The following is a 23,930-nucleotide window of genomic DNA, read 5'->3' on the forward strand; positions in this document are numbered from 1 at the left end:
TAGGACGGATCGTGTCCCACTTGCGCGCCATCCTTGAAACATGACAACCGACACCCCGGCCCGGCTGCTGCAACTGCTCTCGCTCCTCCAGGCGCCCCGCGAATGGCCGGGCAGTGAGCTCTCCGAGCGGCTGCGCGTCAGCCGCCGGACCGTGCGGCGCGACATCGACCGGCTGCGCGAGCTCGGTTATCCCGTGCAGGCGACGATGGGCGCGGACGGCGGCTATCGGCTCGTCGCGGGCAAGGCCATGCCGCCGCTGGTGCTCGACGACGAGGAGGCCGTCGCCATCGCCGTGGGGCTGCGGGCGGGGGCCGGGCACGCCGTCGAGGGGATCGAGGAGGCGTCCGTACGGGCGCTGGCGAAGCTGGAGCAGGTGCTGCCGTCCAGGCTGCGCCGGCAGGTGTCGACGCTCCAGGCCGCCACCATCCCGCTGACCAGCGGCGACGGCGCGACCATCGACCCGCACACTCTCACCGTGATGGCGGGTGCGGCCACCGGGCAGGAACGGCTGCGGTTCGGTTACCGCTCGGGGGACGGGACCGGGAGCAAGCGTCTGGTCGAGCCGCACCGGCTGGTCAGCACGGGGCGGCGCTGGTATCTCGTCGCGTACGACGTGGACCGGGACGGCTGGCGTACGTTCCGCGTAGACCGGGTCAGCGAGCCGTTCGCCACGGGGGCACGCTTCACGCCCCGCGGGCTGCCGAGCGGGAACGCCGCCGAGTTCATCCGGCAGTCCCTCAACCGCTTCCAGTCGCAGTACCGGGTGGTGGCGACGTTCGACGCGCCCGCCGAGTTCGTCGCGGCCCGGCTGCCGGGCTCGCTCGGGACGCCGGAGCCGGTGGAGGGCGACAGCAGCCGCTGCCGGATCGATGTCACCTCCACCGACTCGATGGAGTGGCTGGGCGTCCGGCTCGCCCTGGTGGACTGCGAGTTCACGGTGTCGGGGCCGCCGGAGCTCGTCGGCTTCCTGGCCGAGCTCGGCGGCCGGATCAGCCGCGCGACCGCCGGCCGGGAGCCGTAGCAGCCGGGAGCAAGAGCAGCGGCGAGTGATTACGGCGGGGAGTGATTACGGCGCACGGCTCGGCGAATGCACGGCTGGGGCGCGGGGCGCGGCGGCCGCCTGCGCCGCCTGCCCCCGCGCAGCCGGGAGCCCCGGCGCCGGGGGGAGTGCGCCGGGGCTCGGCCCGGGAAGGGCACGTAACGCGCTCGCCCGGAGCGCTTACGCCGCCGATTCGAAGCCCGTGTCGTGGGCCAGGCGCTTCAGCTCCAGCAGAGCGTGCTTCTCTATCTGCCGGATCCGCTCGCGCGTCAGGCCGTGCTGCTTGCCGACCTCGGTCAGCGTCCGCTCGCGGCCGTCCTCGATGCCGTACCTCATGCGGATGATCGAGGCCGTGCGCTCGTCGAGGTGACCTATGAGGTTTTCCAGTTCCTCGCTGCGCAGCAGCGAGAGCACCGACTGCTCGGGCGAGACCGCCGAGGTGTCCTCCAGCAGGTCTCCGAACTGCGTCTCGCCGGCGTCGTCGACCGGCATGTTGAGCGAGACGGGGTCACGCGCCCAGTCCAGGACGTCGCTGATGCGCTGCGGCTTGGCTTCCAGCTCGGCCGCGATCTCCTCGTGCTCGGGATCACGCCCGTGCATGCGGTTGAACTCGCGCTGCACGCGCCGGATGCGGCCCAGTTCCTCCACGAGGTGGACGGGGAGCCGGATGGTGCGGGACTGGTCGGCTATGGACCGGGTGATGGCCTGCCGGATCCACCAGGTCGCGTACGTCGAGAACTTGAAGCCCTTGGTGTAGTCGAACTTCTCGACCGCGCGCACCAGGCCCGCGTTCCCCTCCTGGATCAGGTCGAGCAGGGGCAGGCCACTGCGCGGATAGCGGCGCGCGACAGCGACGACAAGGCGGAGGTTGGAGCGGATGAAGAGGTCCTTGGCGCGCTCACCCTGGGCGACCAGCGCTTCGAGCTCCTCGCGGGAAGCTCCGTCCGCCCCGTTCTCCCCCGGCGAGGCGACGGCTGATGTCACTTCCTTGTCGAGGATCTGCTGGGCGTACACACCCGCCTCGATCGTCTGTGAGAGGTCGACTTCCTTGGCGGCGTCGAGCAGCGGCGTCCGTGCGATTTCGTCGAGGTACATGCCGACCAGGTCACGGTCGGCTATCTCCCCGCCTGCGGCGCGAACGCTGCGTACCCCGCCGGATCCGCCGGTGGCGGTCTGACGACGGGCGACGGCACGGGTTGCCATGCGTGCTCCCTTGCGTAAGTAGGTCGCGGTTGGTTGGCTGCCGGACTCCCTACGGGTGCCCTGCCTCCGATGGAAACAACGACCGGAATCCGGACAGAATTCCCATGGAGTGCATTCAATTTCGTGATCTTGCAGTACCCTGTCGGACCGCCGATGGGGGACGCATGCCGCAGCCGTACACAGAGGTGCAGGTCACACCGGGCGCCGAGCCCGACCTCGGCGCCCTCACGGACCTCTACAACCACTACGTCCGTGAGACGGCGATCACATTCGATACCGCCGTTTTCACGCCCGAGCAGCGCCGCCCGTGGCTGCGCTCTCACCCTGAAGACGGCCCGCACCGCCTTCTGGTTGCTCGCGATGTCCGTTCCGGCCGCATTCTGGGTTATGCGACGAGCAGCCCGTTCCGCGCGAAGGCGGCCTACGCCACCTCGGTGGAGGTCAGCGTGTACTGCGCGCCCGACGCCGGGGGTCTTGGCATCGGCACACTCCTTTACAAGGCCCTCTTCGAGGCCCTGGAGGGCGAGGACGTACACAGGGCGTACGCCGGCATCGCCCGGCCCAACGAAGCCTCCGACCGTCTGCATACCCGCTTCGGCTTCCACCATGTCGGTACGTACCGGGAGGTCGGCCGGAAGTTCGGCCGCTACTGGGACGTGGCCTGGTACGAGAAGGAGCTGGGAACCGCGGACTGAGCGTCGGACTCGGCTTCGGCCCGGCCTCGGCCTCAGCCGAACTGCACCGACCGCTTCGCCAGTCCCATCCAGAAGCCGTCGATCACCTTGCGCTGAGTCCCCAGCTCGCCCTCCGCCGCGCCCATCGTCACGAACAGCGGCGCGAAGTGCTCGGTGCGCGGGTGGGAGAAGAAGCCGCTGCCGACGATCAGTACACCTTCGTCCCGCAGGGGCGCGAGCTTGCGCCCGATGCCCATCAGCCGCCGCGGGTCGAGGGTGGGCATGGAAATCTGGAGTACGGGGATGTCGGCCGCCGGTAGATCTCGACGAGCGGCACGTACGCCCCGTGGTCGAGCCCGCGGTCCGGGAAGTCCTGGACGGGCGCGCCGGGCGCCGCGCAGCAAGCTCTGCTCGTATATGACGCCAACCGCATCTAGTTTAAGTTTCAAGAAGCGGGTCGTAGAGTGGTGAGCATGACGACGGCACCCCGCTGGCTCAGCGAACAGGAACAGCGCACGTGGCGCGCCTACCTCCAGGCAACCACGCTTCTGGAGGACCACCTCGACCGCCAGCTCCAGCGCGACGCGGGCATGCCGCACGTCTACTACGGCCTGCTCGTACAGCTCTCCCAGGCGCCGCAGCGGCGGCTGAGGATGACCGAGCTCGCCCGCATCGCGAAGATCACCCGCTCCCGGCTCTCGCACGCCGTCGCCCGCCTGGAGCGCAACGGCTGGGTGCGCCGCGAGGACTGCCCGTCCGACCGGCGCGGGCAGAACGCCGTACTGACGGACGAGGGGTACGCGGTCCTGAAGCAGACCGCGCCCGGCCATGTCGCCACGGTCCGCCAGGCGATGTTCGACCGGCTCACGCCCGAACAGGTGCGGCAGCTCGGCGAGATCATGCAGGTCATGGCCGAAGGACTCCAGCCGAAGGACACGGAAGCGGACCTGCCCTGGCTCCGCTGAGGCGGCGCCAGGGCAGGCCGGCTGTTCTGTACGCGAAGGTCACCTGTGCCCGAAGGTCACCTGCACCCAAAGGTCACCCGTACCCCAAGGTCAGTGCGCGATGACGGGGATCTTCACCTCGCCCTCGGCGCCCGCGTCCGCGTCCGCACCCCCGCCGGCGATCGTCGTCGTACCCGGACGGCCGGTGTTGATCAGCGTCAGCGCGATCGTCGCGGAGACGACCAGGATGCCGACCGCCCACCAGATGGCGCTCGCGTAGCCGTGCACCATCGCCTGCGCCTGGAGCAGCTGCTCGTTGGTGGCACCGGCGGCGTGCGAGGCGATGTACGCCGTGGTGGCGCTGGCGGCGATGGTGTTCAGCAGCGCCGTACCGATCGCGCCGCCCACCTGCTGCGAGGTGTTGACCATGGCCGAGGCCACGCCCGCGTCACGCGGCTCGATGCCGTGCGTCGCCAGCGACATGGCCGGCATGAACGCCGTACCCATGCCCAGACCCAGCAGCAGCTGCGCGGGCAGGATCAGTCCGGCGTACGACGAACCGATCTCCAGCTGCGTCAGCAGCAGCATGCCGAGCGCCGCGACGAGGAAGCCGGGGCCCATCAGCAGGCGCGGCGGGACCCGCGTCATGAGGCGGGCGCCGATCTGGGTCGAGCCCGTGATCATGCCCGCGATCATCGGCAGGAAGGCGAAGCCGGTCATGACGGGCGAGTAGCCCTTCACGATCTGGAGGTAGTAGGTCAGGAAGAGGAAGAGGCCGAACATCGCGATGACGGCGAGGCCGAGCGAGGCGTAGACACCGCCGCGGTTGCGCTCCATCAGCACGCGCAGCGGCAGCAGCGGCGACTTGACCTTCGACTCGACGACCACGAAGGCGGCGAGCAGCACGGCCGAGGCGATGAACAGGCCGATCGTCGCACCCGCCGCCCAGCCGTCCGACTCGGCGCGCGTGAAGCCGTACACCAGCGCGACCAGACCCAGCGTGGAGAGCACGACGCCCGGAATGTCGAGCGGCGAGCGGTTGCGGCCGCCGGCGGGCTCGCGGATCACGAAGTACGCGCCCGCGGCGGCGACGATCGCGAAGGGGATGTTGACGAAGAAGGTCCAGCGCCAGTTCAGGTACTCGGTGAGGAAGCCGCCCAGGATCAGGCCGACCGCGCCACCGCCACCCGCTATCGCGCCGAAGATGCCGAACGCCTTGGCCCGCTCCCGTACGTCGGTGAACGTCACCGCGAGCAGCGAGAGCGCTGCCGGGGCGAGCAGCGCGCCGAAGGCGCCCTGGAGGGCGCGCGAGCCCAGCATCAGCGCCTCGTTGGTGGCGGCGCCGCCGAGCGCGGAGGCGGCGGCGAAGCCGAGCAGGCCGACGACGAAGGTGCGCTTGCGGCCCCACAGGTCGGCGATGCGCCCGCCGAAGAGCAGCAGGCCGCCGAAGGCCAGGGCGTACGCCGTGATGACCCACTGGCGGTTGGCGTCCGAGATTCCCAGGTCCTGCTGGGCCGACGGCAGCGCGATGTTCACGATCGTCGCGTCGAGCACGACCATCAGCTGGGCGAGGGCGATGAACACCAGCGCTTTCCAGCGGTTGGGGTCAGGGAGGACGGTGTCGGGCGTTTTTGGCATGGAGGTATCCACCTAAGGGTGCGAAGAGGCGAAAAGGTACGTAATTGTGTGGGCCGGGGCGGGAGCCCGGAGAGCGTCACGACTCGCGGCGCAGGTCCTCCAAGGTCGCGGGAGAGCCGGGGAGCACGGAGCGGGCCGGCGCCTCCAGGCCGTCGAGGAAAAGTTGCAGGTGGCGGTGTACGAACTGGTCGAAGTTCATGCAGGCGCTGCCCGGCAGCGGCCGGGTGAGCTGGGAGAGGGCCACCATCAGATCGCCGACGGCCACGTCGTCGCGGAGCCGCCCGGCCTGCCGGGCGCGCGTCATGAGGCGGTCGACGGCCTCTTCGAGGCGCCCCCGCTCGGCGAGGAGTTCGGGGTGGTCCTTGTCGAAGCCGCCGGAGAGCATCGGGCACAGCGCGCCGATACGTTCGTCGGCGGCCGCGTGGACGAAGCGGCGCAGCGCGTCGAACGCGTCGGCCTCTTCGGCGGTCGCCGCTTCCGCCTGGTCCGTGGTGCGGGACATGACGGAGACGACGACGTGGCGGATCAGTTCGTCGCGGTCGGGGAAGTGGCGGTACAGCGTCGCGTTGCCGACGCCCGCGCGGCGGGCGATCTCGTCGAGCGGCACCTCGGGGCCGAACTCCACGAACATCTCGCGCGCGGCCGCGACGATCCGCTCCCGGTTGCGCACGGCGTCGGCACGCGGGCGCGCCGACCGCGTCGTCGGGCGCTGCGCGGCTTCGGTGCGCTGCGCGGTTTCGGTGCGCTGCGCGGTTTCGGTGCGCTGCGCGGTTTCGGTGCGCTGCGCGGTTTCGGTGCGCTGCGCGGTTTCGGTGCGGGTGACGGTGACCACGGCGCTCCCTCCCCTAAGTAATCCTCGTACGTAATCGAGGACCGACCCGAACCGGGGACCGAGTCCCCGCTTCGGCGAACACAGGCGTAAACGGGGAGACCGTCCCCGGTTATTTCCCGAAGTCGCACTTGTGACCCACATCACTGCCGCGCCCGGAAATTCCCACGATCGGGCCACCCAGCGGGCGCCCGGACGGCCCCCGGCACAGGGTGATCGAACGAGAGCAGTCAGGGACGGCCGGCTGCCGCGGACCCGAAGGCGAATCTATGCAGCAGACCCGCCCCCGGATACGCAAGCCCCGCCACATAGTCAGCGTGGCCGCCCTCACCGGCCTCGCTTTCACCTCCCTGACCTCCGCGGACTCCCCGCTGGCGGACGGGTCGAAGGCGTCGGCCGGCCCGGTGGCCGCCGCCGACCAGGCGGTGTCGGTGGCCGACGAAGCCGCCCTCAAGCCGTGCAAAATCTCGGGCACCATGGGCGTACAGATGTCGGAAGGACTGCCGACGCCGCCCGGATTCGCCCGCTCCACGGGCGACGTACGCGCCCTCACCCTCATGATCGATTTCTCCGACGCGCCGGGGAAGAGCCCGGCGCGCGACCGGTTCGAGGAGTTCTTCCCGCAGACGACGAAGTGGTTCGCGACCAGCTCGTACGGGCGGCTGCGCTACCGGCCCGTCACGCCGTTCACCGACTGGGTGCGGATGCCGATGCCCTTCGCGGCGTACGGGATAGACCGCGGCTCACCGTACGAACCCGGCTACCGCAGTCTCGTCGAGGACATCATCGCGAAGACCGACGACCGGGTGAACTACCGCGCGTACGACCTGGTCAACGTCCTGGTGACGCCCAACGCCGGCCCCTCGGCCCTGGACACCGTCCTGTCCGTCACCTTCTCCGGCAACGACGACGCGCCGCGCGCCGACGGTGTCCCGCTCGCCAACACGTCGTTCGTCTACAGCCGCCAGGACGACGGTTCCGGCTCGTACGGCGAGACCGGCTACCGGGTGCTGCCGCACGAGAACGGCCACGTCTTCGGGCTGCCGGACCTCTACACCGTGGACGGCGGGGGCGCGGTCGGGCACTGGGACATCATGTCCGAGGACTGGGGCGCCAACAACGACCTGCTGGGCTGGCACAAGTGGAAGCTGGGGTGGCTCGACAGCGAACAGATCCGCTGCGCGTCCGCGCCCGGCACCAGCGAGCACGTCCTGGCGCCGCTCGCCGCGCGCGGCGGGGGCGACGGCAGAGCGAAGCTGGTGTTCGTACCCCTGACCGAGAAGACGGGATACGCGGTGGAGGTACGCACCCGGGCGGGCAACGACGAGGCCGTCTGCAAGGCGGGCGTCCTGATCTACCGGGTCGACGCCGACGTCGACACGGGCAACGGCCCGGTGACCGTCGCCGACAGCGAGCGCGACAGCGGAGGCTGCACGCGGCGGCCCAATGTGCACGCGGAGCTGTCGGACGCGCCGTTCGGGGAGGGCGAGACGTTCAAGGACCGGCAGTACGGGGTGCGGATCTCGGTGACCGACGAGGACGCGCGCGGCAACTTCCGGGTGCGCGTCACCCGCCGCTGACGAGGAGGCCCGCGGTGGTGCGCAGCTCCCTCTTGAGAACTTTCCCGGTGGCGTTGCGGGGCAGCGGTTCGTCCCGTACGAGCAGATGGGCGGGCACCTTGAACGCGGCGAGGTGCTTGCCGACGTGTGCGCGCAGCTCGTCCGCGCCGGCCGTGGCGCCCGGCCGCAACTGCACGACGGCGGCGACTTCCTCCCCGAGGACGGGGTGCGGGACGCCGAGCACGGCGGCGTCGAGCACGTCCGGATGGTCGTGCAGCACGCTCTCCACTTCGACGCAGTACACGTTCTCGCCGCCGCGGATGACCATGTCCTTGATGCGGTCGACGATGCTGACGCGGCCGTCGCGCACGGTCGCGAGATCCCCGGTCCTGAACCAGCCGCCGTCGGCGAATGCCTGCGAGGTCGCGTCGGGGTCGTTCCAGTACCCCCTGATGAGCGACTGCCCGCGCAGCCACAGCTCACCGACCTCGCCCTCGCCCTCGCCCTCGCCCTCGGGGAGCGGCTGCCCCTGCGGGCCGGCGATGCGCACTTCCACGCCCGGTGCAGGCCGGCCGACACTGCCGGGACACGCGCGGTACGCCGCCCCGAAGTTGGCCAGGACTCCACCGCTGGTCTCGGTGAGCCCGTAGCCGTTGCGCGGCTCGATGCGCTCGCCGTACCGGGCGGTGAGCCGCCCTACGAGCTCGGCGGGCGCGGCGGCCCCGCCGGTGTTGAGCATGGTGAGGCTCGCCAGTTCGTCCCCGGCCGCTTCGGCGGCGTCGAGCAACTGGAGGGCGGTGGCCGGGACACCGGCGTAGTGCGTGACCTTGTGCTCGCGGATCAGCGCGAGCGCCTGCGCGGCGTCCCACTTGCGCATGAGGACGAGGGTGCCGCCGGCCGCCATGACGGAGTACAGGGCGGTGAAAGCGGCGACATGGAAGAAGGGGAACGTCATGAGCGATACGGGGGCTGAACCCTGCCCCGGAACCTGCCCGCGCCCGAGCGCGGAGAGCGCGGCGTGGAACCGGGGGTGGGTGGCGGCGCCGGCCTGGGCGAGGTGGGTGGCGACGGCGCCCTTGGGCCGCCCGGTGGTGCCCGACGTGTAGATGATCGTGGCGTCGTCCTCGGCCCGTACGTCGACATCGGGCGGCCCGAGCAGCGGATCAGCCGCCCGAATCCCTTCGTACGCCTCACCCCACTTCCCGCCGCCCCCATGAAACACAACAACCCGCGGCCGCTCCGGGCGCCCCTCCTGCCCGTCCCGCTGCGCACCCCACCTTCCCGCGAGCCACGCCTCAACCCTCGCCAACCGCTCCCCGTCAACAAGTACGACGCGCGGCGTACAGTCGTCGAGGGCGTACGCGAACTCCGCCTCGGTCCACCAGGCATTCAGCGGCACGGCGACGAGCCCGGCCAACTGGGCGCCCCAGAAGGCGACTTGCCACTCAGGGTGATTACGCATGGCGATAACGGCGCGATCTCCGGGAGCAAGCCCGTACTCCTCGACAAACCGCCGGGCCAAAGCTGAAGCAGCGGCAAAGAACTCGCCGTACGTATAAGTCCCGCTCTCCGCCACGAGAAAAGCCTGATCCCCGTACGCCCAGACCGCCTCGACAAACTCCCGCAGCGTCCGCGGCCCACCGGCATACAGCGGACTCCCGTCCTCCGCACGCACGACTTCGAAGGGCGCCCCGGGGGCGGTCAGCGCGGCTTCGGCGGCGCGCAACGGATCACTGTTCGGCACGAAAGAACCTCTCCAAGCGCTTGCTCAGCCCCCTGGACGCTACGCCCGCCCCCACCCCCGGTCAAGGTCGATGCATGGCCCACCTTTCTCCCGCCCCCCACCACGACCCCACCGCCACCACACCGCAGAACCCATTCCCACACCGGCCCCCCGACCCGGTACGCTAACCCTCGGCCCACACCACCGGGCCACGCCTCCGTAGCTCAGGGGATAGAGCACCGCTCTCCTAAAGCGGGTGTCGCAGGTTCGAATCCTGCCGGGGGCACCGAGAAACACCAGGTCAGAGGCCCTGTCGTCCGAGTGGGCGGCAGGGCCTCCGGTCTCGCAGCACATATATGGCACACATGGGTGCGCGCGGAGGGTGGGGAGCAGCAGACGATGCCCGCGAAGGACGAGCTGGCCCGGCGCCGGCACCAAAACCTCGTCGACCGCCTGGAGTCGCTGATGAGGGCTGGCCTCAAGCCGCAGTACCAGGGCTATTACGGACAACTGATCCTGGGCGCCGACCACCTCGCGGAGATGGGCGAGCTGAAAGACGTCCGGCGTGCAGCCCGAGAGGCGGGCCGCCGTCTCGGCTGGCAGCCCACAACGACGCTCGTGGGCGGTCGACTCTTCGTGCTCGACGAGCGGGAGGTGCCCGAGGAGATCGAGCAGCTTGCAGAGAAGGCTGCGGCCGAAGCGATGGACCAGGCTTGGCGGGAGCATCGGTGAGCCTGGCCGCCCTGTCTCACTCCGCCATCGTGCTGGCCGAGATCGATCAGCATCGCTGCCTCACAGGCCACGCCACTTGCGGATGACCCAAATCCGCTCGCAAGGGTCATAGCCTGGATTGCTGTCCAGTCGCCTAAGGCGTTCAAACTGGTCACGGGTTGCCTGGGCCAGGTCCCCGGTGCTCATGCGCTGCCACTCGTCTGCGACTGGCCACCGGTGAAGTTGAGCACGGATCCCGCCCCGCCATTCGCTCCAGGTGTCGCGGCTGACCCACCCAATCGCCCGGAGGGTCATCTCGTCTTCACAAAGGCGCAGATAGAGGCGAGCCACGCGGCGGGCTTCGTCAGATGTTCTTCGCGGACGCTGGTTGACCAAGGCTTCCGCGGGAAGCAGATCGAGAAGGTGCCAGTAACGGCCGATGTAGTCGTCTTCGATCTGCTTGACGCGGGCCTTCACGGTGCTTCGGAGCGAGCCGATGAATGCTACGAACCCGACCCCGACCGCTCCAAGAGACGCCCATCTGGCGATGTCCATGCACCCTCCACTGTCCCGACGAGCCAATGGTCGCGCACGGGATCCTGCTAGGCCCTGGACGCGGGCCATGAGCAGGGCGATGTCGTCCTCGCCGTGGCTGGTGCGCGACCTAGGGCGTGTCTGATGGGTCGGGATCCTGTTGGGTCGGCTTCTTAGGAGGTAGCTGCGACCGGGCCAGAAGGGCAAGTTGAGGGGTAACAGATGGTTCGTCCGTTACCCCTCACTTGCCGAGCGCGGTGGGCCGGTCAGGTGCTGGCCTTCTCTTCAGGCAGAGGGTCTACGGCCCCGGGTGGGGGGCCAGCCTTTGCCAGCAGCTCGAAGTCCGTGTCGGGCGCGGGGGCCTGCCAGACCTGGTGCTGTGCCTCGGCGAGGTCCAGTTCGCCCGTTGGCCCACCTCCGGATCCCTGTGGGAATGCTGCCCAGTAGTAGCTGGGGATGTTCATGTCCATGTCTTGCCCGGTGCCGACGACGCTGCCGTCTGCGCGGACCAGGTTGAGTTCGTGGTGGTCGCACCACAGGGCGCCCGCTGAATTCGGGGCGATCGCGATGCCGCGCCTGAGTGTCTTGCTCTCGAAGATGCTCAGGGAGGTCCTGGACTCGTAGCCCATCTCCAGAGAGATGCTGATTTCGGTCCTGGCCTCGGCGAAACCGAGAGAGACGCCACCGCTGGTGGTCACCGAGATGCCAGTCTTGACGCTGAAGGCTTCCGACTTCTCCTTGGTCACGCCCGTGGTCACCTCCTCTTCCGGCGTCTGGGTCTGCGAGGTGGTGTTGTGGCCGTGCACGATCAGCGTGAACCGGCGCTTGCGCCGCACCTTGTAGAAGGGGGAGTTCGTGTACTGCCAGGCCGCGTCGCGGTCGGGGTCCTTGACCATGGTGTGCGGGACGGTCAGGACACGGTCGGTGATCTGCTCGGTGGCCGGTGGCCTGGCATAGCTTGTCAGCTGTGGGGTGCTGGGGCCAGGGTTGGTTTCCACCACGGCTGGCAGGTCCAGTACCCAGCACACCTCGTTCGGCGAAGGGGTGTTGTAGTGCTGGACGTAGGTGAAGCCGCCGACCGGGACGATCAGACGCTCTCCGTCGTTGTCGAACAGCGGCGGCGCGTCGATCGACCACAGGGCGATGTCGTCGCCGCTCGACCCGGACCCGCGGTCGTTCCACACCTCATGGCCGATCTCGGCCGGGCGGACATAGTTCCGTCCGTCGAGCGTCTTGCGGACGCAGGAGACGGCATTGAGCGGCGGCTTGTCCCGCCCGGGCCAGAACAGGTCGCTCAGTACCACGTAGCCGGGCGGCGGAATCGGACGCCAGATCGTGCCGTAGAACTTCGACCCGGTCCCCCTGTCGTTCCACAGGAACCGGTAGTCCACCGGCGCCTTGAGCATCTGCCCGCCGGCTGCGGCCTCGTCCAGGAACAGGTAGTTGAACCGCCCGTGCGGGTCGTGGAAGTCCTTGACGACCAGGTTCCCGACTGCCGGTGGACGGGCAGTGGAAGAGAAACGGCCGGGCCTCCAGAAGGCGATGTCGTTCTTGAACTTCGACCCGGTGTCCTTGTCGTTCCATGCGAACGAAAACTGGTTCGCGAAGGACAGTTGAAGGGCTCCGTACTTCACCGCGGTATCGACCATGCAGTACACCTCCGGGCATCGGAACGTGCTGAGGTAGTCGCCTGTGCCCGCTGCGCCGAAGCCCAGCGAAGGCGATCACCAGAGATTAGAGCGCATGAGCACAGCGTGATAGGGCGAGAATCTGCCATGGCCACAAGCGGGCAAGCCCGTCACGAGCGGGGCCACAGCCTCACAGCCGCAACAGTCACGGTGCCGTGGAAGACAAAGGCTCGCTTGCCGAACCCGGTGGCCACGGCCCGGAAGGACTTCAGCCGATTGATCAGGCGCTCGACCTCGTTCCTGCGGGCATAGTGCATCGGGGTGAAACCGGCGGGCCTGCGGCCGTTGCTGCCACGACGTCGTCGATGAGCCCGCTGGTCACGGCGCTCGGGAATGGTGTGCTTGACCTGACGGCGGCGCAGGTAACGTCGGTTGCGGCGGGAACTGTATGCTTTGTCGCCGCTGACGTGGTCTGGTCGAGTGCGCGGGTGCCCCCCCGCAGTGCCGGAAGACACGTACACGCTCCAATACGGGGATCATCTGCGGGCCATCGCCGTACTGGCCTGGCGTCACCAGCAAAGACAGGGGCCGCAGCCCGCCCTCACCAACCAAGTGAATTTTCGTGCTCAAGCCCCCGCGTGAGCGCCCCAGAGCCTCATCTGACCGGTGCTGAACGGGCCAGCTGCGCCCGCCACGCACCCGTGGAGGCTCCTTGCGAGCACCAGCGGCATGCTGATGTGCCCGGCAGACAGTGGAATCCACACTCACCATGGACCAGTCAATGCGGCCCTGCTGGTCGGCATCGGCCCGCACACTCCGAAAGATCCTCTGCCAAGTGCCATCCGCTGACCAGCGCCGATGCCGGTCGTAACAGGTCTGCCAGCTTCCAAACCGACCCGGAAGGTCCCGCCACGGGATACCGGTCCGCAGGCGGAACAAGATCCCGTTGATGACCTGCCGGTGATCCTTCCACCGCCCGCCCCGGCCGACGCTCTTCGGTAAGTGCGGCTCAAGTCGCGCCCATTCTGTATCGGTGAGATCTCCCCGCCCCACACTGCTCTGAACGATCGGCTGCCCGGATTGTCACCGACCCACCAAACAGGCTCTAGTGCTCTGACTGCATAGGTTCGCCGGGTTGGCGGCGTCGGTGCCCGGACCGACTGGACTCGGTCGTTCAACCGGTTCTCCCAGTGGGTCGGCTTCGGCAACCGCGGCGTCATCGCCGACAACGACCCCGTCGATCAGGAGAAGGCGATGAAATGCAACGCACTGCTCACGAACGCGGTGATCTTCCACAGCGCCCTGGACATCGCCGAGATCGTCCGCCATCTGCTGGAGGAGGGCTGGACGATCGAGTGGGAGGACCTGGCGCATATCTCGCTCGCCGTACCTGACCGAGCACATCAACTGGTTCGGCGAGTACAGCACGCACGAGCTGGGTATCCAGCCGCAGGCGTACGACCCGAACCTGGACGTGGACTTCGCCCCGTTGCGCGAGACGGACCCGGCCGCGGCCGGCTTCGGCACGGCCGCCTGAACGGCCGGGGACTGCTCGGCACCATGATGTCCATGGACGATGTGCGCGATGTCCTCACCGAGGACGGGATCAACGATCTGCTCGAAGGCGACCGCGACGCCGGATGGGACGCTGACGACGAGTACGAGTGGGTGCGGTGAACACGACCAGGCGCCCGGGCGGTCGCGCTTCCCGCCCGGGCGCCTTGACAACAGTTGGTGTTCGGGCCCGGGGTAAGCCTGCGAATCTGCGTCTTGTTCGTATGGTGAGGCGAGCTGGTACCCCCTTGATTTCTGGAGGATGTTGACATGAGCGACAAGCACAACCCCAAGCCGACCGAGGCACCCTCAAACACGAAGCCACAGCCGAAGCCGGCCACCGTAACGCTGGGCGCCCGCGGGGGCACCACCGTGCTGGTTGCCGTCGGCGGGAACACGATCCCGGCCACCCTGACCGTCGTGGACGCCAGCGGCACCCCGGTCGCCATCTACACCGCCGGACCCGCAGGACCGCAGATCACCACGAGGAACATGGTCCTGACGACGAACGATGGCCAGCCCGTTGACAACAACCAGAACGCGCTGACCATGGGCCCGGACGGCCCCACCCTGCTGGAGGACTTCCAGTTCGTCGAGAAGTAGATACACCCGTCCGGGCGGATCTATTGACGGCGGTTGGAGCATCGGTACAGCCGTTGGCGCTGAGAACGATCATGGTCCGGGCGGCACGAGTGCACTGACCCGGTTCTCGTACTCGCGTCGGGCCTTGCGCTGGGCCGGGACCGCCGGGACGCCCTGGCCGCCGTCGAGAGGCAGACAGCGGGCAAGGAGCTGACGGTGCACGGCAGGAACGGCGGTGACGCGCAGCGTGTAGCCCTGGCCGAGCCGCACGGTTACTCCCTGGTCGAGCACGGCACGCTCGACGGGCTCCAGGTCAGCGGCGTGGAGGAAGTCGGCGACCTTGCCCGGCATGTCGCCCGGCGACCCTATGTGGTCACAGCACTAGCAAGCCCGTCTGCGCCACTGGCTTGCGCTCAGCCAACGGCGCAGGATCGGGCTGTCATGCACTCGGCGCGACAGCCCGGCAGGCGAGGTCCTTCCCCATCACGCGGCAGCGTCTTCGAGGACGGCCACAGTCGCGGCAGCCTTGCGCGCTTTCTTTTCTGCCTTCTCCAGCTTGGCCTTGGCCTTGGCCAGTTGCCTGGAGCGGCGCTTGTGCATCTTCTTCGAGACCTCGTCGAGGCGGTCCGGGAAGAGGTGGCCATACGTGTCCAGCGTCAGGGTCGCGGACTTGTGGCCGAGCATGGTCTGGACGACGTTGACGTCCGCTCCGCTGGCGATGGCGAGCGAGGCGGCCGTATGCCGCAGCTTGTGCGGGGTGAGCTTGAGGTGGCCAAGGCCCGCCTTGGTGACCGCCGGCGCGAAGAACCGCTGGCGGAAGTTGCGCGCCCGCAGCGGTCCGCCCTGCGGAGCGGTGAACAGCAGCTCCCCCTCCCCTCGCCCCTCGACGTGGTGCTTCAGCTCCTCGGCGAGGAACCGAGGGATCGGGACGGATCGGCGCTCGTGGTTCTTCGGCGAGTCGAGGTAGAGCTTGCCGTTGTCCTCGACGTACGCCTCAACGATGTGCGCCCGGCAGGCATCGAGGTCGACGCGCCCCACCTTCAGCGCGGACGCCTCGCCCCAGCGCAGCCCCGTGTAGGCCAGCAGCAGGATGAAAACCCGGTACGCTCCCGCCGCGTCGGCGAGCGCTTCGGCCTGGAGGTCGTCAAGGTAGACGTGGTCAGCCGGTACCGGCTTTGGCAAGGGAACGCCGGATGCCGGGTTGAACGCCAGGCGACGGGACTTGACGGCGAAGCCGAGTACCCGACTGAGGACGACATACGCCTTGCGCACCGAGCGTGCGCTGAGCTTTCTTCCTCCCGCAGCCTCACCCGACAGCATGTCCGCCAACCATTCGGCGATGTCCTCGAAACGGATGCGGTCAAGCGGCGTGGTGCCCCACTTGGGGATCACATGGACGTCGAGAACGCCTCGATAGCGGTTGCGAGTTGATCGCTTGAGGTGGACCTGCGCAGCCAGCCAGGACTCCGCCACCTCGGCGAACTTCACCCGTGCCGCAGCCGGGTCGCGGTAGGTGCCATCGGCGATCCGGGACTCCACCCTCGTCCGCTCGGCTTCGGCATCGACCTTTCGGGTCAGGGTCTTCATCTTGGGTTTGCCGTCCGGGTCATACCAGCGCACGCGGTAGCGCCCAGGAGGGGTGCGGCCTACCTGCTTGGCCGCTGCCACAGCTCGCACGTACGCCGCATGCCCAATGCGGTCCTCTATCCAGACGCGCGCCATCAGACCCCTTCCGCGACGCCGCCGGACACGGCGGTCGAGAAGTCGACCGAGGAAGGCCGCAGCAGCGCCAGCGGCGAGACGCCGAGAGCGTTGGCGATGGCGACGAGGTCGTCCACGTCGCAACGGCGACGACCACGTTCGGTGCGGCTCACGACGTTGTTGGTCATCGGGCGGCCCAGCGCAGTGCAGCGCTCGGCGAGCTGCCGCTGGGTGAGGCGGCACGCCACACGGGCTGCCTCGATATTGCGAGCGGTGCCGATTCCGGCCGGTCCGATTTCGATTGGGTAAGTAGCCATGACGGATATCTGTAACTCGAAATCGGCGTCCATGGCAATAGTTAGTTCTAGAACTCTACAGAACTCGCAGGCGCACGGGACCTCGGCGGGAATGGGCGGTTCGGTGTATCGCAAATCGCGTGGTATGGTCCCCGCCGCTTAAGCGGCGGGGCATTGGCAGGCGCCGCAGCAGGCTTGTGGCCTGCCACTTCCCTGAGACGGATCACTGAGCACGTACGCGGATTTTTCGAGCGCGAACCGGACGGGCCAGCGAACTTTTTGGTCAACCGGCGATTCGCTCTTACAGTTATGCCCTCTTCGGTTGCCCCGCCATTCGGGGCTGCTGCGGAATGCCCAGAGAGGCATGTGGACAGAGCTCGAAGCGTGTGGCTTTCTTACCCATGCCCGTCACCCGAAACTGATATGGAGTGCACTTGCCCAACGGATTCCCTCGCCCTGCCACGGTCGCCGAGCGCGGCGCGCTCGCCACGCCCGCTGAGATCGCGGCCTACCTCGGGGTGCCGGTGAAGACCCTCTACCAGTGGAAGTACCGGGGTATCGGCCCGAAGGTTCACAAGGTCGGTCGGCACCTGCGCTACCGCTGGCGCGAGGTCGACGCCTGGCTCGACCAGCAGACCTCGTACGACCTGACGGCATGACTCACGGGGAAACAGAGCGGCCCCTCGGCGCGCCAACGCCAGGGGTCGGAGATTCCCCTACGCATCGCCCATCCCTGAACGATTGAGCCGGTGAGGGGCGGACCTAGCCCGTCCTGCCCCTCACCAGAGAGGAACGTCTATGGAGGACTCTACGTCCCCCGCCGCATCGAACGCATCCCCCAAGGTCGTCTGGCCTGCCCCTGCGGTCCCCGGCCAGGGGATCCCCTGGCGCAACGGGGGCCGGGCGGAGTCACGCCCCGCCGCCTCGGGGACCGCGGACCAGTCGCACAGTGCTGTTGGTCCGCATGCGCCGGAAGGCAGGGGCCGGTCCGCCAGCGAGACGCGGACCAACCTTCCGGTCGCGGACCGGATATCACCCGGCGCGGAATACGCGCAGGTCAGCGGCGTGCGGACCGGACCAAACGACGCGGACCACGCCGGTCCGGGCGGACCAGAGGTCGCCTTGCGCCCGGACCAGTCGCCTGGTTCCGGCGGGAGCGGACCGGAAGTCGGGGACCAGGTGGAGACTTCCGGTCAGCCGGTCCCCGAACGCGGTCCCCGAATTCCGGACGAGCGGACCACGTTCCGGGCAGATGGTGGGGACCGGGGTCCCCACGAGTCTGCGGGGACCGTGGTCCCCGACGCCGGGTCGGGGACCGGGGACCGGGAAGGCCCCAGCGTCGAGGCGGACGCAGACGGGGCCGCGCTGCTGGATGAGCTGCGGGCGGCGGTCGGCCGGTACGTAGTGCTGCCGAACCAGGAAGCCCTGACGGCGGTCACCTTGTGGGTGGCGGCCTCTCACATCCAGCCCGCCCTTCAGCACGCGCCGCGTCTGGCGGTGGTGGGGCCGACGAAGGGGTGCGGCAAGTCCCGTGTCCTGGACGTGCTGCACGAGACCGTGCACCAGCCGATGATGACGGTGAACACCTCACCGGCAGTGGTCTTCCGTGTCATCGGCAAGAACCCGCCGACGCTGCTGGTGGACGAGGCCGACACCATCTTCGGCCCCAAGGCGGGCGAGAAGGAGGATCTGCGCGGCCTGCTGAACGCCGGGCACCAGCGCAACCGGCCCGCCTGGCGCATCTCCGGACCGGAGCACAAGCCCACCGCGTTCCCCACCTTCGCCATGGCAGCCCTCGCCGGCATCGGCGACCTGCCCGACACGATCATGGACCGGGCGGTCGTCATCCGCATGCAGAAGCGCAAGCCGGGCGAGCGGATCACCCCGTTCCGCTCGCGGTACTCCGTGCCGGAACTGCACGCGGTGCGCGACCGGCTGACCGCGTGGCTAACCCCGCTGCGGAGTGCCGCTGCGGCCTACGTGCCGAAGATGCCGGTCGAGGACCGGGCTGCGGACACCTGGGAGCCGCTGGTCATCGTCGCCGACCTGGCCGGCGGCCACTGGCCCGCGCAGGCGCGTGCGGCCTGCTTGGCGATGACGCGGCACGAGGTCGTCCAGGATGAGCAGACGAGCCTGAAGACGCGGCTGCTGCGGGACATCCGCCGCGTCTTCGAGCAGGAGGGCAACAAGGAGGCCCTGCGTACGCAGGATGTGCTCGCGGCGCTGGTCCAGGACGCCGAGGCGCCGTGGGCGGAGTACGGGACCAAGGGCCTGAACGCCCACCACCTGGCCAACCTGCTGAGGGACTTCGGCATCAGTCCGGGCAACCAGCGCTTCGAGAACGGCAGGCAGGCAAAGGCGTACGCCCGCAACCAGTTCCTCGACGCCTGGGCGCGCTACTGCCCCGGCCCCGCCCAGACGGTCCCCGCACCCGGGCACGAGTTCACGCCCGCGCCGCCCGCACACGGCAAGCCGCCCGCTGCCCCGACCGGCACGCTGCCCATCGGCCCGCCCGGCGGCATCACCGGCCCCAACCGAGCCCGCTGACCCACCTTCCCCTGGGTCCGTCTCCCTCCGTAACGATCGTCCCCGCGCAGGTCAGCGCGGGGACGATCTTCCTTGCCAATACGGATCACTCCGTACCTGCGCATCTGGCCGTACCTGTGCTGACCAGCCACGCAACGGACGTGACGGACGTGACGTCGCCCTGCCCACACGCCACTGGAGCACCACCCATGCCCGACAACCACGCCACCAACACCACGTTTACCCACCGCCGCAGGGGTCTGTTCGGCCTGGCCCGACGATCAGCAGCAAGCTGGAGCGAACGAGCCTCTAACGAGGCTTCGTCCGCGCTTGCCCCCGCCCCAGGGGTGGCGGGGGAAGAGGCCGGGCGCCAGGGGGCGCCCGAGCCTGGGGTGGGAATGCCCGAGCCCAGCCCCCCGCCCGTTGCCGCCTGCCCCGCCCCGCCCGCCGAGCCGCCCGCCGATGCCCGACCGCCCGCCGATGCCCAGCCGCCCGTCGAGCAGCTTTCGTGGCGCGAGATCGATGCCCCCGTGCTGCCCGCGCTGATGAACCGCAAGCGCACTACCGAGAAGCGCGACCAGGAAAAGACCATCCGCTTCACCCCGACCGCAGTCCGCGTCATCGCCAAGGAGGCCGAGCGGCGTGGTCAGAAGTTCGCCGGGTTCGTCGGCGACGCCGCGCTCGCCGTCGCCCTCGGCAAGGCGGGCATGGCCGGCAGCCCGGAGGACGATCCGATCCGCCCGCTGATCGAGGCCATGGAGGCACACACCATCGCGTTGAACCGCGTCGGCCGCAACCTCAACCAGATCACCGGGGCCATCCACCGGGGCGCGATCCCCGAGCACGCGCACGTCGTGCTGGACCACGTCGACCAGGCAGTCCAGCGCAGCTACCGGCTGATCGACCAGCTCGTGGCGGAGGGCACTGCGCATGGTGCCTGACGTCTCCACCGGCTCCGACACACGCGGACTGATCGTCTACCTCTTCGGCCCCGGCCGCCGCGACGAGCACACCGACCCGCACATCGTCGCCGCCTGGGACATGGCCGGCGCCCCCGACCCCGGCCGCGACCCTGAGGCCACCTACACCCAGCTCGCCAGGCGCCTAGACCACCACGTCGACCTGCGGACCCGCGAACTGGGCGGCCACAAACCGCCGCAGCACGTGTGGCACTGTCCGGTCCGCACCGCACCCGGCGACCGCTACCTCACCGACACCGAGTGGGCAGAAGTCGCCCGCCGCATCGTGGCCGCCACAGGCATCGCGCCCGAGGGCGACGAGAAAGCATGCCGGTGGATCGCGGTACGGCACGCCGACGACCACATCCACATCATGGCCACCACCGTTCGCGCTGACGGGCGCCGCCCCCGCACCCACCGCGACGGCCAGCGGGCACAGCAGGAGTGCCGCAAGATCGAAGCCGAATTCGGACTGCGCCGCCTGAAGTCCGGCGACCTCACCGCACCGCCCACACCGACCGGCGCCGAGCGCGCCAAGGCCCAGCGCCAGGGCCAGCAGGTCACCGCCCGCCAGTGGCTGCGCGAACAGGCATACGCCGTGGCTGCCGCCGTACGCACCGTGGAGGATTACTTCACCGTCCTGCAGTCCTTGGGCATCCAGGTCAAGACCCGCATCGGCCCCGAGACCGGCGACGTAATCGGCTACAGCCTCGCCGCCCCCGGCGACACCGCCCAAGACGAACCGGTCTGGTACGGCGGCTCTAAACTCGCCCCCGACCTGTCCATCAACCGCCTCCGCGAACGCCTTCCCACCCAGAATGTGGCCGACCGCCCGCAGCATGTGGCGGACCCCGACGAGGCATGGCGGCACACCACCAGCGCCCTGCACACCGCCCACACCATCCTTAACTCCGGCGACGAAGCCGCCGCCCAGGGCCACCTGGCCGCCTTCGGCGACGCCCTGTACAACGTGGCGAGCGCCACCTCCGGCCCGCATCGGGCGGAACTGCATGCGGCAGCGCGGGCGTTCGACCGCGCGCGCCGCTCGACGGTCCGCGCCGATCACCAGGCCGCCACCGCCCTGCGCGAGGCCGCCAAGGAGCTCGCCTACGCCTCCCATGAGCCGGGCGGCCTCGCCATCGCCCTGGTCTTCGCCGCCCTCCACCTGGCGCGCGCCGCCGCGAAGTGGCACGAGCAACGCGGCCACCAGCAGCAGGTCGCAGCAGCCGAGGAAGCCTTCCGCCACCTGCAGGCCGGCTACCAGCGGGCCGCCAAGCCGGTCCTGGCAGACCTCGCCCGACGCGCTCCCCGCGCCACAACCATCCGCCGCTACGAGGACGATCTTCGTGCGGCCATCCCCGACCACGCCGACCGCATCCTCACCGACCCGTCCTGGATCGCCCTGACCACCACCCTCGCCCGCGCCGAAACCGCCGGCCACAACCCCCGCCGCTTCCTGGCCGAAGTCGTCGCCCACCGAGAACTCGACACCGCAGAACACCCCGCCGAGGTCCTCAACTGGCGCATCACCACCCAGCCCAACAAGCGAGCACGGGCCGCACGCAGGCGACCCATCGGCGCCACGTCCTCGCAGCCCTCTGCGTCGACACCTTCAGCTACGGCCGTGAGGACGACGCAGCCTGAGGAACGCGGGCGGCACGGTAGCCGTCCCGAAACGGGACACGCAAGGCCGCGGAGTTAGGCGGTGTCGGCGCACGTCATGGGTTCCATCTGGCGGCTGCTCGGGCGGAGGGGCGCTTCGCTGTCCACTGGCGACGGACGGCCGGGGTGCCCCTTCGCTCTTCAGCCTGCTTGGCGGCGGGCGCGCACCATGGCCATGAGAACCGGCGAATCAGGTGAGGGCTGGGACTGCCCTATGTCCTTGTACCCCCATGACTCGTAGAGGCCGTGGACCTTTCCGTCGCCGGCCAGGGGGTTGACCATAAGGGTCACTTGCTCCTCGGCGCGATGTGCGAGGAGGGAGTCGTGGATGCGCCGTGAGGCTCCTGTCTTGCGCCACGGCACTCGGACCATCAGTTCCTTGATGGCCAGGGTGGAGGGCTGGGTGATGGCTTCGGACAGTGGGTGGTTGATCCGCTTCCACCAGCGATCGTCATGCTCGATACGGTTGGCGTAGATGTAGCCGACAGCTTCCTCTCCGTCATACCCGACGACAGCTTCCCAGCCTGGTTCCGTGGCATGGCGAGCCAGGCGCTCGCCGTACCGTTCGACGGAGTAGTGAGGGTCGTGGAGACGGTCGGCTCGAACCTCGGCGTAGATCCCGATCAACGTGTCCCAGACCGCTTCCACCTCAGAGAAGTGTCGGAGTTCGATGCCCGCTGTCTTCACGAGGCGTCCCTTCGAAAGTCATGGATGTATTGGTCCCAAGTCTCGGCTGCCTTGCTGTGCAGCGCTGCGGAGCGGAGCTTGTCGCCGAATTCGTTGAGCATTCGAGCCACCCGAGGGTGTGAGCTGCTGGCGCCGCTGGTGATGGTCATGGCGGTCGAGACAGCGGGTTCCAGGTCTCCCTGCCCAAGCTGGGCGTGCGCGAGCCGGGCGGTGGCAATAGCCCGGCTTCGCTGCATGTGGGGACGGAGCAGCGCGATACTCCGGTGAGCGTGTGCTTCGGCCCGTGCGTAGTCGCCGAGGCCGAGGTGTGCGGTGAGGGCAAGACTTTCGATTTCGGCCTGATCGAAGAAGGCCGTCATCCATGTGGGCCGCTCGATGTCGGGTTCCGCGCGCCCGTAGGCGGCCTGGGCCTTGTCGATAGATCGCCTCACGGCGATGCGGTCACCGGTCAGGCCGAAGATCGCCGCATGGCGTGCGTGCCCCAGCGAGGCAAAGAGCGGGTCGCGTCTGGTGATGGGGAGGGTGCGTGCCACGTCGTTGGCGGCCAGGGCGTCGATGGGACGGCCGAGGTGCCGATAGAGGCTGCCGGCATGGGACCAGATGCGGAATTGGATGGCAGGATCTCCGGACATCGCGGCGAGGCTGGACGCGCGGTCGAGATAGCGCTGCGCCTCATTGAACCGGCGGCCGTCGATCGCTGCCCATAGGGCGCTGGAGGTGAACGACGCGGCGCACGTGTAGATGCTGCTCCGCACTCTCTGGCTGGTAGCTCCCCGCTGGAGTAGCGACAGCGCTTCGCCTGCCAGGGCAGAGGCTTGGGTCTCGATGCTCACGCGCCCGCCGTACCGATGGTCCTGGGCGACGATCGCAGCAAACTTTGCCTCAAGGCGGGCCACGTCGCTGTGGCCAACGCGCTTGGGGGAGGCGAGGGCTGGTGCGGCAACGGCTGCCGTGGTGCCTGCGGCCGAAGTGATGAAGGTGCGACGCCGCACGGGGTCCTCCTGCGGAGCTGCGGTGCGTGGTGGGCTGAACCCTAAGTCCTCAGTCGGGCACCCGAAAACCCTCTCAAGCGCGGCACAGTTGCGTCCGATAGGCCGCTTGGTTTTGCCCCCCAGCAGGTTGCGGACGGTACGCGCCGAGACATCCCCCGGTTTCCCGGTGATCTCCTGGAGGGCCTGGTTCATCCGACGTGCCAACTCTTCCTGCGTGAGACCAAGTTCCTCCATCCGGCGTCTCAGGATGGCGTTCGCTCCCATGAACCGAACGTAGCCGCACCAGTACATCCCGCACCAGAGCGGGAGTAATGCGAACGCAAAGTTTTCCGGTCGGTGCCGCCTGAACGGAACACACTCCTTCCTGTTTCTCAGCATCCCTCGGTCGTTGACTGGTCCGAGTCGCCAGGCAGCCTGCCCTCCCACGGCACTCCAGCCCGGCGACACGGAGGAGAGCAACCGACCCCGCCCCGAGGGGTCGGCTGCTCC

The 23,930-nt window shown here is 69.0% G+C and carries 22 protein-coding genes, 1 tRNA gene and 2 pseudogenes; 12 read left to right on the forward strand and 13 right to left on the reverse strand.

All coding sequences use genetic code 11. The annotated features are described in order from the left end of the window. Nucleotides 1-40 precede the first annotated feature (40 nt). Nucleotides 41-1,021, forward strand: a complete 981-nt coding sequence (locus G412_RS0103995; protein WP_028810936.1) for a helix-turn-helix transcriptional regulator — start codon at nucleotides 41-43, stop codon at nucleotides 1,019-1,021. Nucleotides 1,022-1,219: 198 nt separating this feature from the next. On the opposite strand, the gene G412_RS0104000 is transcribed toward G412_RS0103995, so the two are convergent. Continuing rightward, nucleotides 1,220-2,242 carry a sigma-70 family RNA polymerase sigma factor gene (locus tag G412_RS0104000; protein ID WP_028810937.1) on the reverse strand — a complete coding sequence of 341 codons (1,023 nt, stop codon included), beginning with the start codon at nucleotides 2,240-2,242 and terminating at the stop codon, nucleotides 1,220-1,222. A 164-nt stretch (nucleotides 2,243-2,406) separates the two neighbouring features. On the opposite strand from G412_RS0104000, the gene G412_RS0104005 reads away from it, so the two are divergent. Further along, nucleotides 2,407-2,937, forward strand: a complete 531-nt coding sequence (locus G412_RS0104005) for a GNAT family N-acetyltransferase (RefSeq protein ID WP_028810938.1) — start codon at nucleotides 2,407-2,409, stop codon at nucleotides 2,935-2,937. A 32-nt stretch (nucleotides 2,938-2,969) separates the two neighbouring features. On the opposite strand, the pseudogene G412_RS33195 reads toward G412_RS0104005, so the two are convergent. Then, a pseudogene (locus tag G412_RS33195) lies at nucleotides 2,970-3,325 on the reverse strand (dioxygenase family protein); the annotation flags it as partial. A 64-nt stretch (nucleotides 3,326-3,389) separates the two neighbouring features. Between G412_RS33195 and G412_RS0104015 the strand changes: the two are divergent. Next, entirely contained in the window at nucleotides 3,390-3,881 is a 492-nt protein-coding gene (locus G412_RS0104015) for a MarR family winged helix-turn-helix transcriptional regulator (protein ID WP_037647741.1), read from the forward strand. Nucleotides 3,882-3,971: 90 nt separating this feature from the next. Here G412_RS0104015 and G412_RS0104020 read toward each other — a convergent pair whose 3' ends face one another. After that, nucleotides 3,972-5,498, reverse strand: coding sequence for an MFS transporter (locus G412_RS0104020; protein WP_028810941.1), 1,527 nt, complete (start codon nucleotides 5,496-5,498; stop codon nucleotides 3,972-3,974). A gap of 76 nt (nucleotides 5,499-5,574) precedes the next feature. Beyond that, the gene (locus G412_RS33200; protein ID WP_051338150.1) at nucleotides 5,575-6,168 is read right to left on the reverse strand and encodes a TetR/AcrR family transcriptional regulator; all 594 of its coding nucleotides are present in this window, start codon (nucleotides 6,166-6,168) and stop codon (nucleotides 5,575-5,577) included. A 428-nt stretch (nucleotides 6,169-6,596) separates the two neighbouring features. On the opposite strand from G412_RS33200, the gene G412_RS0104035 reads away from it, so the two are divergent. After that, a complete protein-coding gene (locus G412_RS0104035) occupies nucleotides 6,597-7,907 on the forward strand; it encodes a M6 family metalloprotease domain-containing protein (protein ID WP_028810942.1) in 1,311 nt (436 codons plus the stop codon). Here the strand turns inward: G412_RS0104035 and G412_RS33205 are convergent. Then, complete coding sequence (locus G412_RS33205) at nucleotides 7,894-9,630, reverse strand: class I adenylate-forming enzyme family protein (protein ID WP_037647596.1); 1,737 nt, start codon at nucleotides 9,628-9,630, stop codon at nucleotides 7,894-7,896. The genes G412_RS0104035 and G412_RS33205 overlap by 14 nt on opposite strands. Nucleotides 9,631-9,822: 192 nt before the next feature. Between G412_RS33205 and G412_RS0104045 the strand changes: the two genes are divergently transcribed. Together G412_RS0104045 and G412_RS0104050 are read left to right on the forward strand one after the other, a co-directional pair. Then, a tRNA-Arg gene (locus G412_RS0104045) sits at nucleotides 9,823-9,895 on the forward strand. Nucleotides 9,896-10,008: 113 nt separating this feature from the next. Next, entirely contained in the window at nucleotides 10,009-10,341 is a 333-nt protein-coding gene (locus G412_RS0104050; RefSeq protein ID WP_028810943.1) for a hypothetical protein, read from the forward strand. 60 nt (nucleotides 10,342-10,401) lie between these two features. Here the strand turns inward: G412_RS0104050 and G412_RS0104055 are convergent, their stop codons facing one another. The 3 genes from G412_RS0104055 to G412_RS37680 all read right to left on the reverse strand — a co-directional run bounded on the left by G412_RS0104055 (nucleotide 10,402) and on the right by G412_RS37680 (nucleotide 13,535). Then, on the reverse strand, nucleotides 10,402-10,875 hold the full coding sequence (locus G412_RS0104055) for a hypothetical protein (protein ID WP_028810944.1): 474 nt from the start codon (nucleotides 10,873-10,875) through the stop codon (nucleotides 10,402-10,404). Nucleotides 10,876-11,120: 245 nt separating this feature from the next. After that, on the reverse strand, nucleotides 11,121-12,503 hold the full coding sequence (locus G412_RS0104060) for a Vps62-related protein (RefSeq protein ID WP_028810945.1): 1,383 nt from the start codon (nucleotides 12,501-12,503) through the stop codon (nucleotides 11,121-11,123). Between the two features lie 149 nt (nucleotides 12,504-12,652). Further along, nucleotides 12,653-13,535, reverse strand: a protein-coding gene (locus tag G412_RS37680) for an IS5 family transposase (protein ID WP_106964006.1) whose coding sequence is annotated in 2 segments (ribosomal slippage) — nucleotides 12,653-12,985 and nucleotides 12,987-13,535 — 882 coding nt in all. Because the reading frame shifts where the segments join, the coding sequence is not laid out codon by codon here. Nucleotides 13,536-13,664: 129 nt separating this feature from the next. On the opposite strand from G412_RS37680, the pseudogene G412_RS33215 reads away from it, so the two are divergent. Both G412_RS33215 and G412_RS41335 read left to right on the forward strand, forming a co-directional pair. After that, nucleotides 13,665-14,159, forward strand: a pseudogene (locus G412_RS33215) (Tn3 family transposase); the annotation flags it as partial. Between the two features lie 147 nt (nucleotides 14,160-14,306). Then, on the forward strand, nucleotides 14,307-14,639 hold the full coding sequence (locus G412_RS41335; protein WP_028810946.1) for a catalase: 333 nt from the start codon (nucleotides 14,307-14,309) through the stop codon (nucleotides 14,637-14,639). Nucleotides 14,640-14,708: 69 nt separating this feature from the next. Here the strand turns inward: G412_RS41335 and G412_RS33220 are convergent, their stop codons facing one another. From G412_RS33220 to G412_RS33225, 3 genes are all read right to left on the reverse strand, one after another. Continuing rightward, nucleotides 14,709-14,969 (reverse strand): hypothetical protein, encoded by a 261-nt coding sequence (locus G412_RS33220; protein ID WP_244282842.1) that lies wholly within the window; start codon nucleotides 14,967-14,969, stop codon nucleotides 14,709-14,711. A 132-nt stretch (nucleotides 14,970-15,101) separates the two neighbouring features. Then, nucleotides 15,102-16,286 (reverse strand): tyrosine-type recombinase/integrase, encoded by a 1,185-nt coding sequence (locus G412_RS0104090; protein ID WP_037647599.1) that lies wholly within the window; start codon nucleotides 16,284-16,286, stop codon nucleotides 15,102-15,104. 53 nt (nucleotides 16,287-16,339) lie between these two features. Continuing rightward, nucleotides 16,340-16,669, reverse strand: a complete 330-nt coding sequence (locus G412_RS33225) for a helix-turn-helix domain-containing protein (RefSeq protein WP_425274442.1) — start codon at nucleotides 16,667-16,669, stop codon at nucleotides 16,340-16,342. Between the two features lie 380 nt (nucleotides 16,670-17,049). Between G412_RS33225 and G412_RS33235 the strand changes: the two genes are divergently transcribed. From G412_RS33235 to G412_RS33240, 4 genes are all read left to right on the forward strand, one after another. Continuing rightward, on the forward strand, nucleotides 17,050-17,274 hold the full coding sequence (locus G412_RS33235) for a helix-turn-helix transcriptional regulator (protein ID WP_028810948.1): 225 nt from the start codon (nucleotides 17,050-17,052) through the stop codon (nucleotides 17,272-17,274). A 631-nt stretch (nucleotides 17,275-17,905) separates the two neighbouring features. After that, nucleotides 17,906-19,162, forward strand: coding sequence for a DUF3631 domain-containing protein (locus tag G412_RS0104110; RefSeq protein ID WP_028810949.1), 1,257 nt, complete (start codon nucleotides 17,906-17,908; stop codon nucleotides 19,160-19,162). A gap of 326 nt (nucleotides 19,163-19,488) precedes the next feature. Beyond that, a complete protein-coding gene (locus G412_RS0104115) occupies nucleotides 19,489-20,082 on the forward strand; it encodes a hypothetical protein (RefSeq protein WP_028810950.1) in 594 nt (197 codons plus the stop codon). Further along, nucleotides 20,072-21,802, forward strand: a complete 1,731-nt coding sequence (locus G412_RS33240) for a relaxase/mobilization nuclease domain-containing protein (protein WP_051338118.1) — start codon at nucleotides 20,072-20,074, stop codon at nucleotides 21,800-21,802. Before G412_RS0104115 ends, G412_RS33240 begins: the two co-directional genes overlap by 11 nt. A 101-nt stretch (nucleotides 21,803-21,903) precedes the next feature. Here G412_RS33240 and G412_RS0104125 read toward each other — a convergent pair whose 3' ends face one another. Both G412_RS0104125 and G412_RS0104130 read right to left on the reverse strand, forming a co-directional pair. Next, nucleotides 21,904-22,449 carry an acetyltransferase gene (locus G412_RS0104125; RefSeq protein WP_028810951.1) on the reverse strand — a complete coding sequence of 182 codons (546 nt, stop codon included), beginning with the start codon at nucleotides 22,447-22,449 and terminating at the stop codon, nucleotides 21,904-21,906. Next, complete coding sequence (locus G412_RS0104130; protein WP_028810952.1) at nucleotides 22,446-23,705, reverse strand: helix-turn-helix domain-containing protein; 1,260 nt, start codon at nucleotides 23,703-23,705, stop codon at nucleotides 22,446-22,448. Before G412_RS0104130 ends, G412_RS0104125 begins: the two co-directional genes overlap by 4 nt. Nucleotides 23,706-23,930: the final 225 nt, after the last annotated feature.

Source organism: Streptomyces flavidovirens DSM 40150 (assembly GCF_000429085.1).
In the GTDB taxonomy this organism is placed as follows: domain Bacteria; phylum Actinomycetota; class Actinomycetes; order Streptomycetales; family Streptomycetaceae; genus Streptomyces; species Streptomyces flavidovirens.

Excerpts from the sequence above, each read along its gene's own strand:
- G412_RS0104020 (WP_028810941.1), bottom strand. The coding sequence starts at position 5,498 with ATGCCAAAAACGCCCGACACCGTCCTCCCTGACCCCAACCGCTGGAAA.
- G412_RS0104000 (WP_028810937.1), bottom strand. The coding sequence starts at position 2,242 with ATGGCAACCCGTGCCGTCGCCCGTCGTCAGACCGCCACCGGCGGATCC.
- G412_RS0104130 (WP_028810952.1), bottom strand. The coding sequence starts at position 23,705 with ATGGGAGCGAACGCCATCCTGAGACGCCGGATGGAGGAACTTGGTCTC.
- G412_RS0104050 (WP_028810943.1), top strand. The coding sequence starts at position 10,009 with ATGCCCGCGAAGGACGAGCTGGCCCGGCGCCGGCACCAAAACCTCGTC.
- G412_RS33220 (WP_244282842.1), bottom strand. The coding sequence starts at position 14,969 with ATGCCGGGCAAGGTCGCCGACTTCCTCCACGCCGCTGACCTGGAGCCC.
- G412_RS33240 (WP_051338118.1), top strand. The coding sequence starts at position 20,072 with ATGGTGCCTGACGTCTCCACCGGCTCCGACACACGCGGACTGATCGTC.
- G412_RS41335 (WP_028810946.1), top strand. The coding sequence starts at position 14,307 with ATGAGCGACAAGCACAACCCCAAGCCGACCGAGGCACCCTCAAACACG.
- G412_RS0104035 (WP_028810942.1), top strand. The coding sequence starts at position 6,597 with ATGCAGCAGACCCGCCCCCGGATACGCAAGCCCCGCCACATAGTCAGC.
- G412_RS0103995 (WP_028810936.1), top strand. The coding sequence starts at position 41 with ATGACAACCGACACCCCGGCCCGGCTGCTGCAACTGCTCTCGCTCCTC.
- G412_RS0104055 (WP_028810944.1), bottom strand. The coding sequence starts at position 10,875 with ATGGACATCGCCAGATGGGCGTCTCTTGGAGCGGTCGGGGTCGGGTTC.
- G412_RS0104060 (WP_028810945.1), bottom strand. The coding sequence starts at position 12,503 with ATGGTCGATACCGCGGTGAAGTACGGAGCCCTTCAACTGTCCTTCGCG.
- G412_RS0104005 (WP_028810938.1), top strand. The coding sequence starts at position 2,407 with ATGCCGCAGCCGTACACAGAGGTGCAGGTCACACCGGGCGCCGAGCCC.
- G412_RS33225 (WP_425274442.1), bottom strand. The coding sequence starts at position 16,669 with ATGGACGCCGATTTCGAGTTACAGATATCCGTCATGGCTACTTACCCA.
- G412_RS0104015 (WP_037647741.1), top strand. The coding sequence starts at position 3,390 with ATGACGACGGCACCCCGCTGGCTCAGCGAACAGGAACAGCGCACGTGG.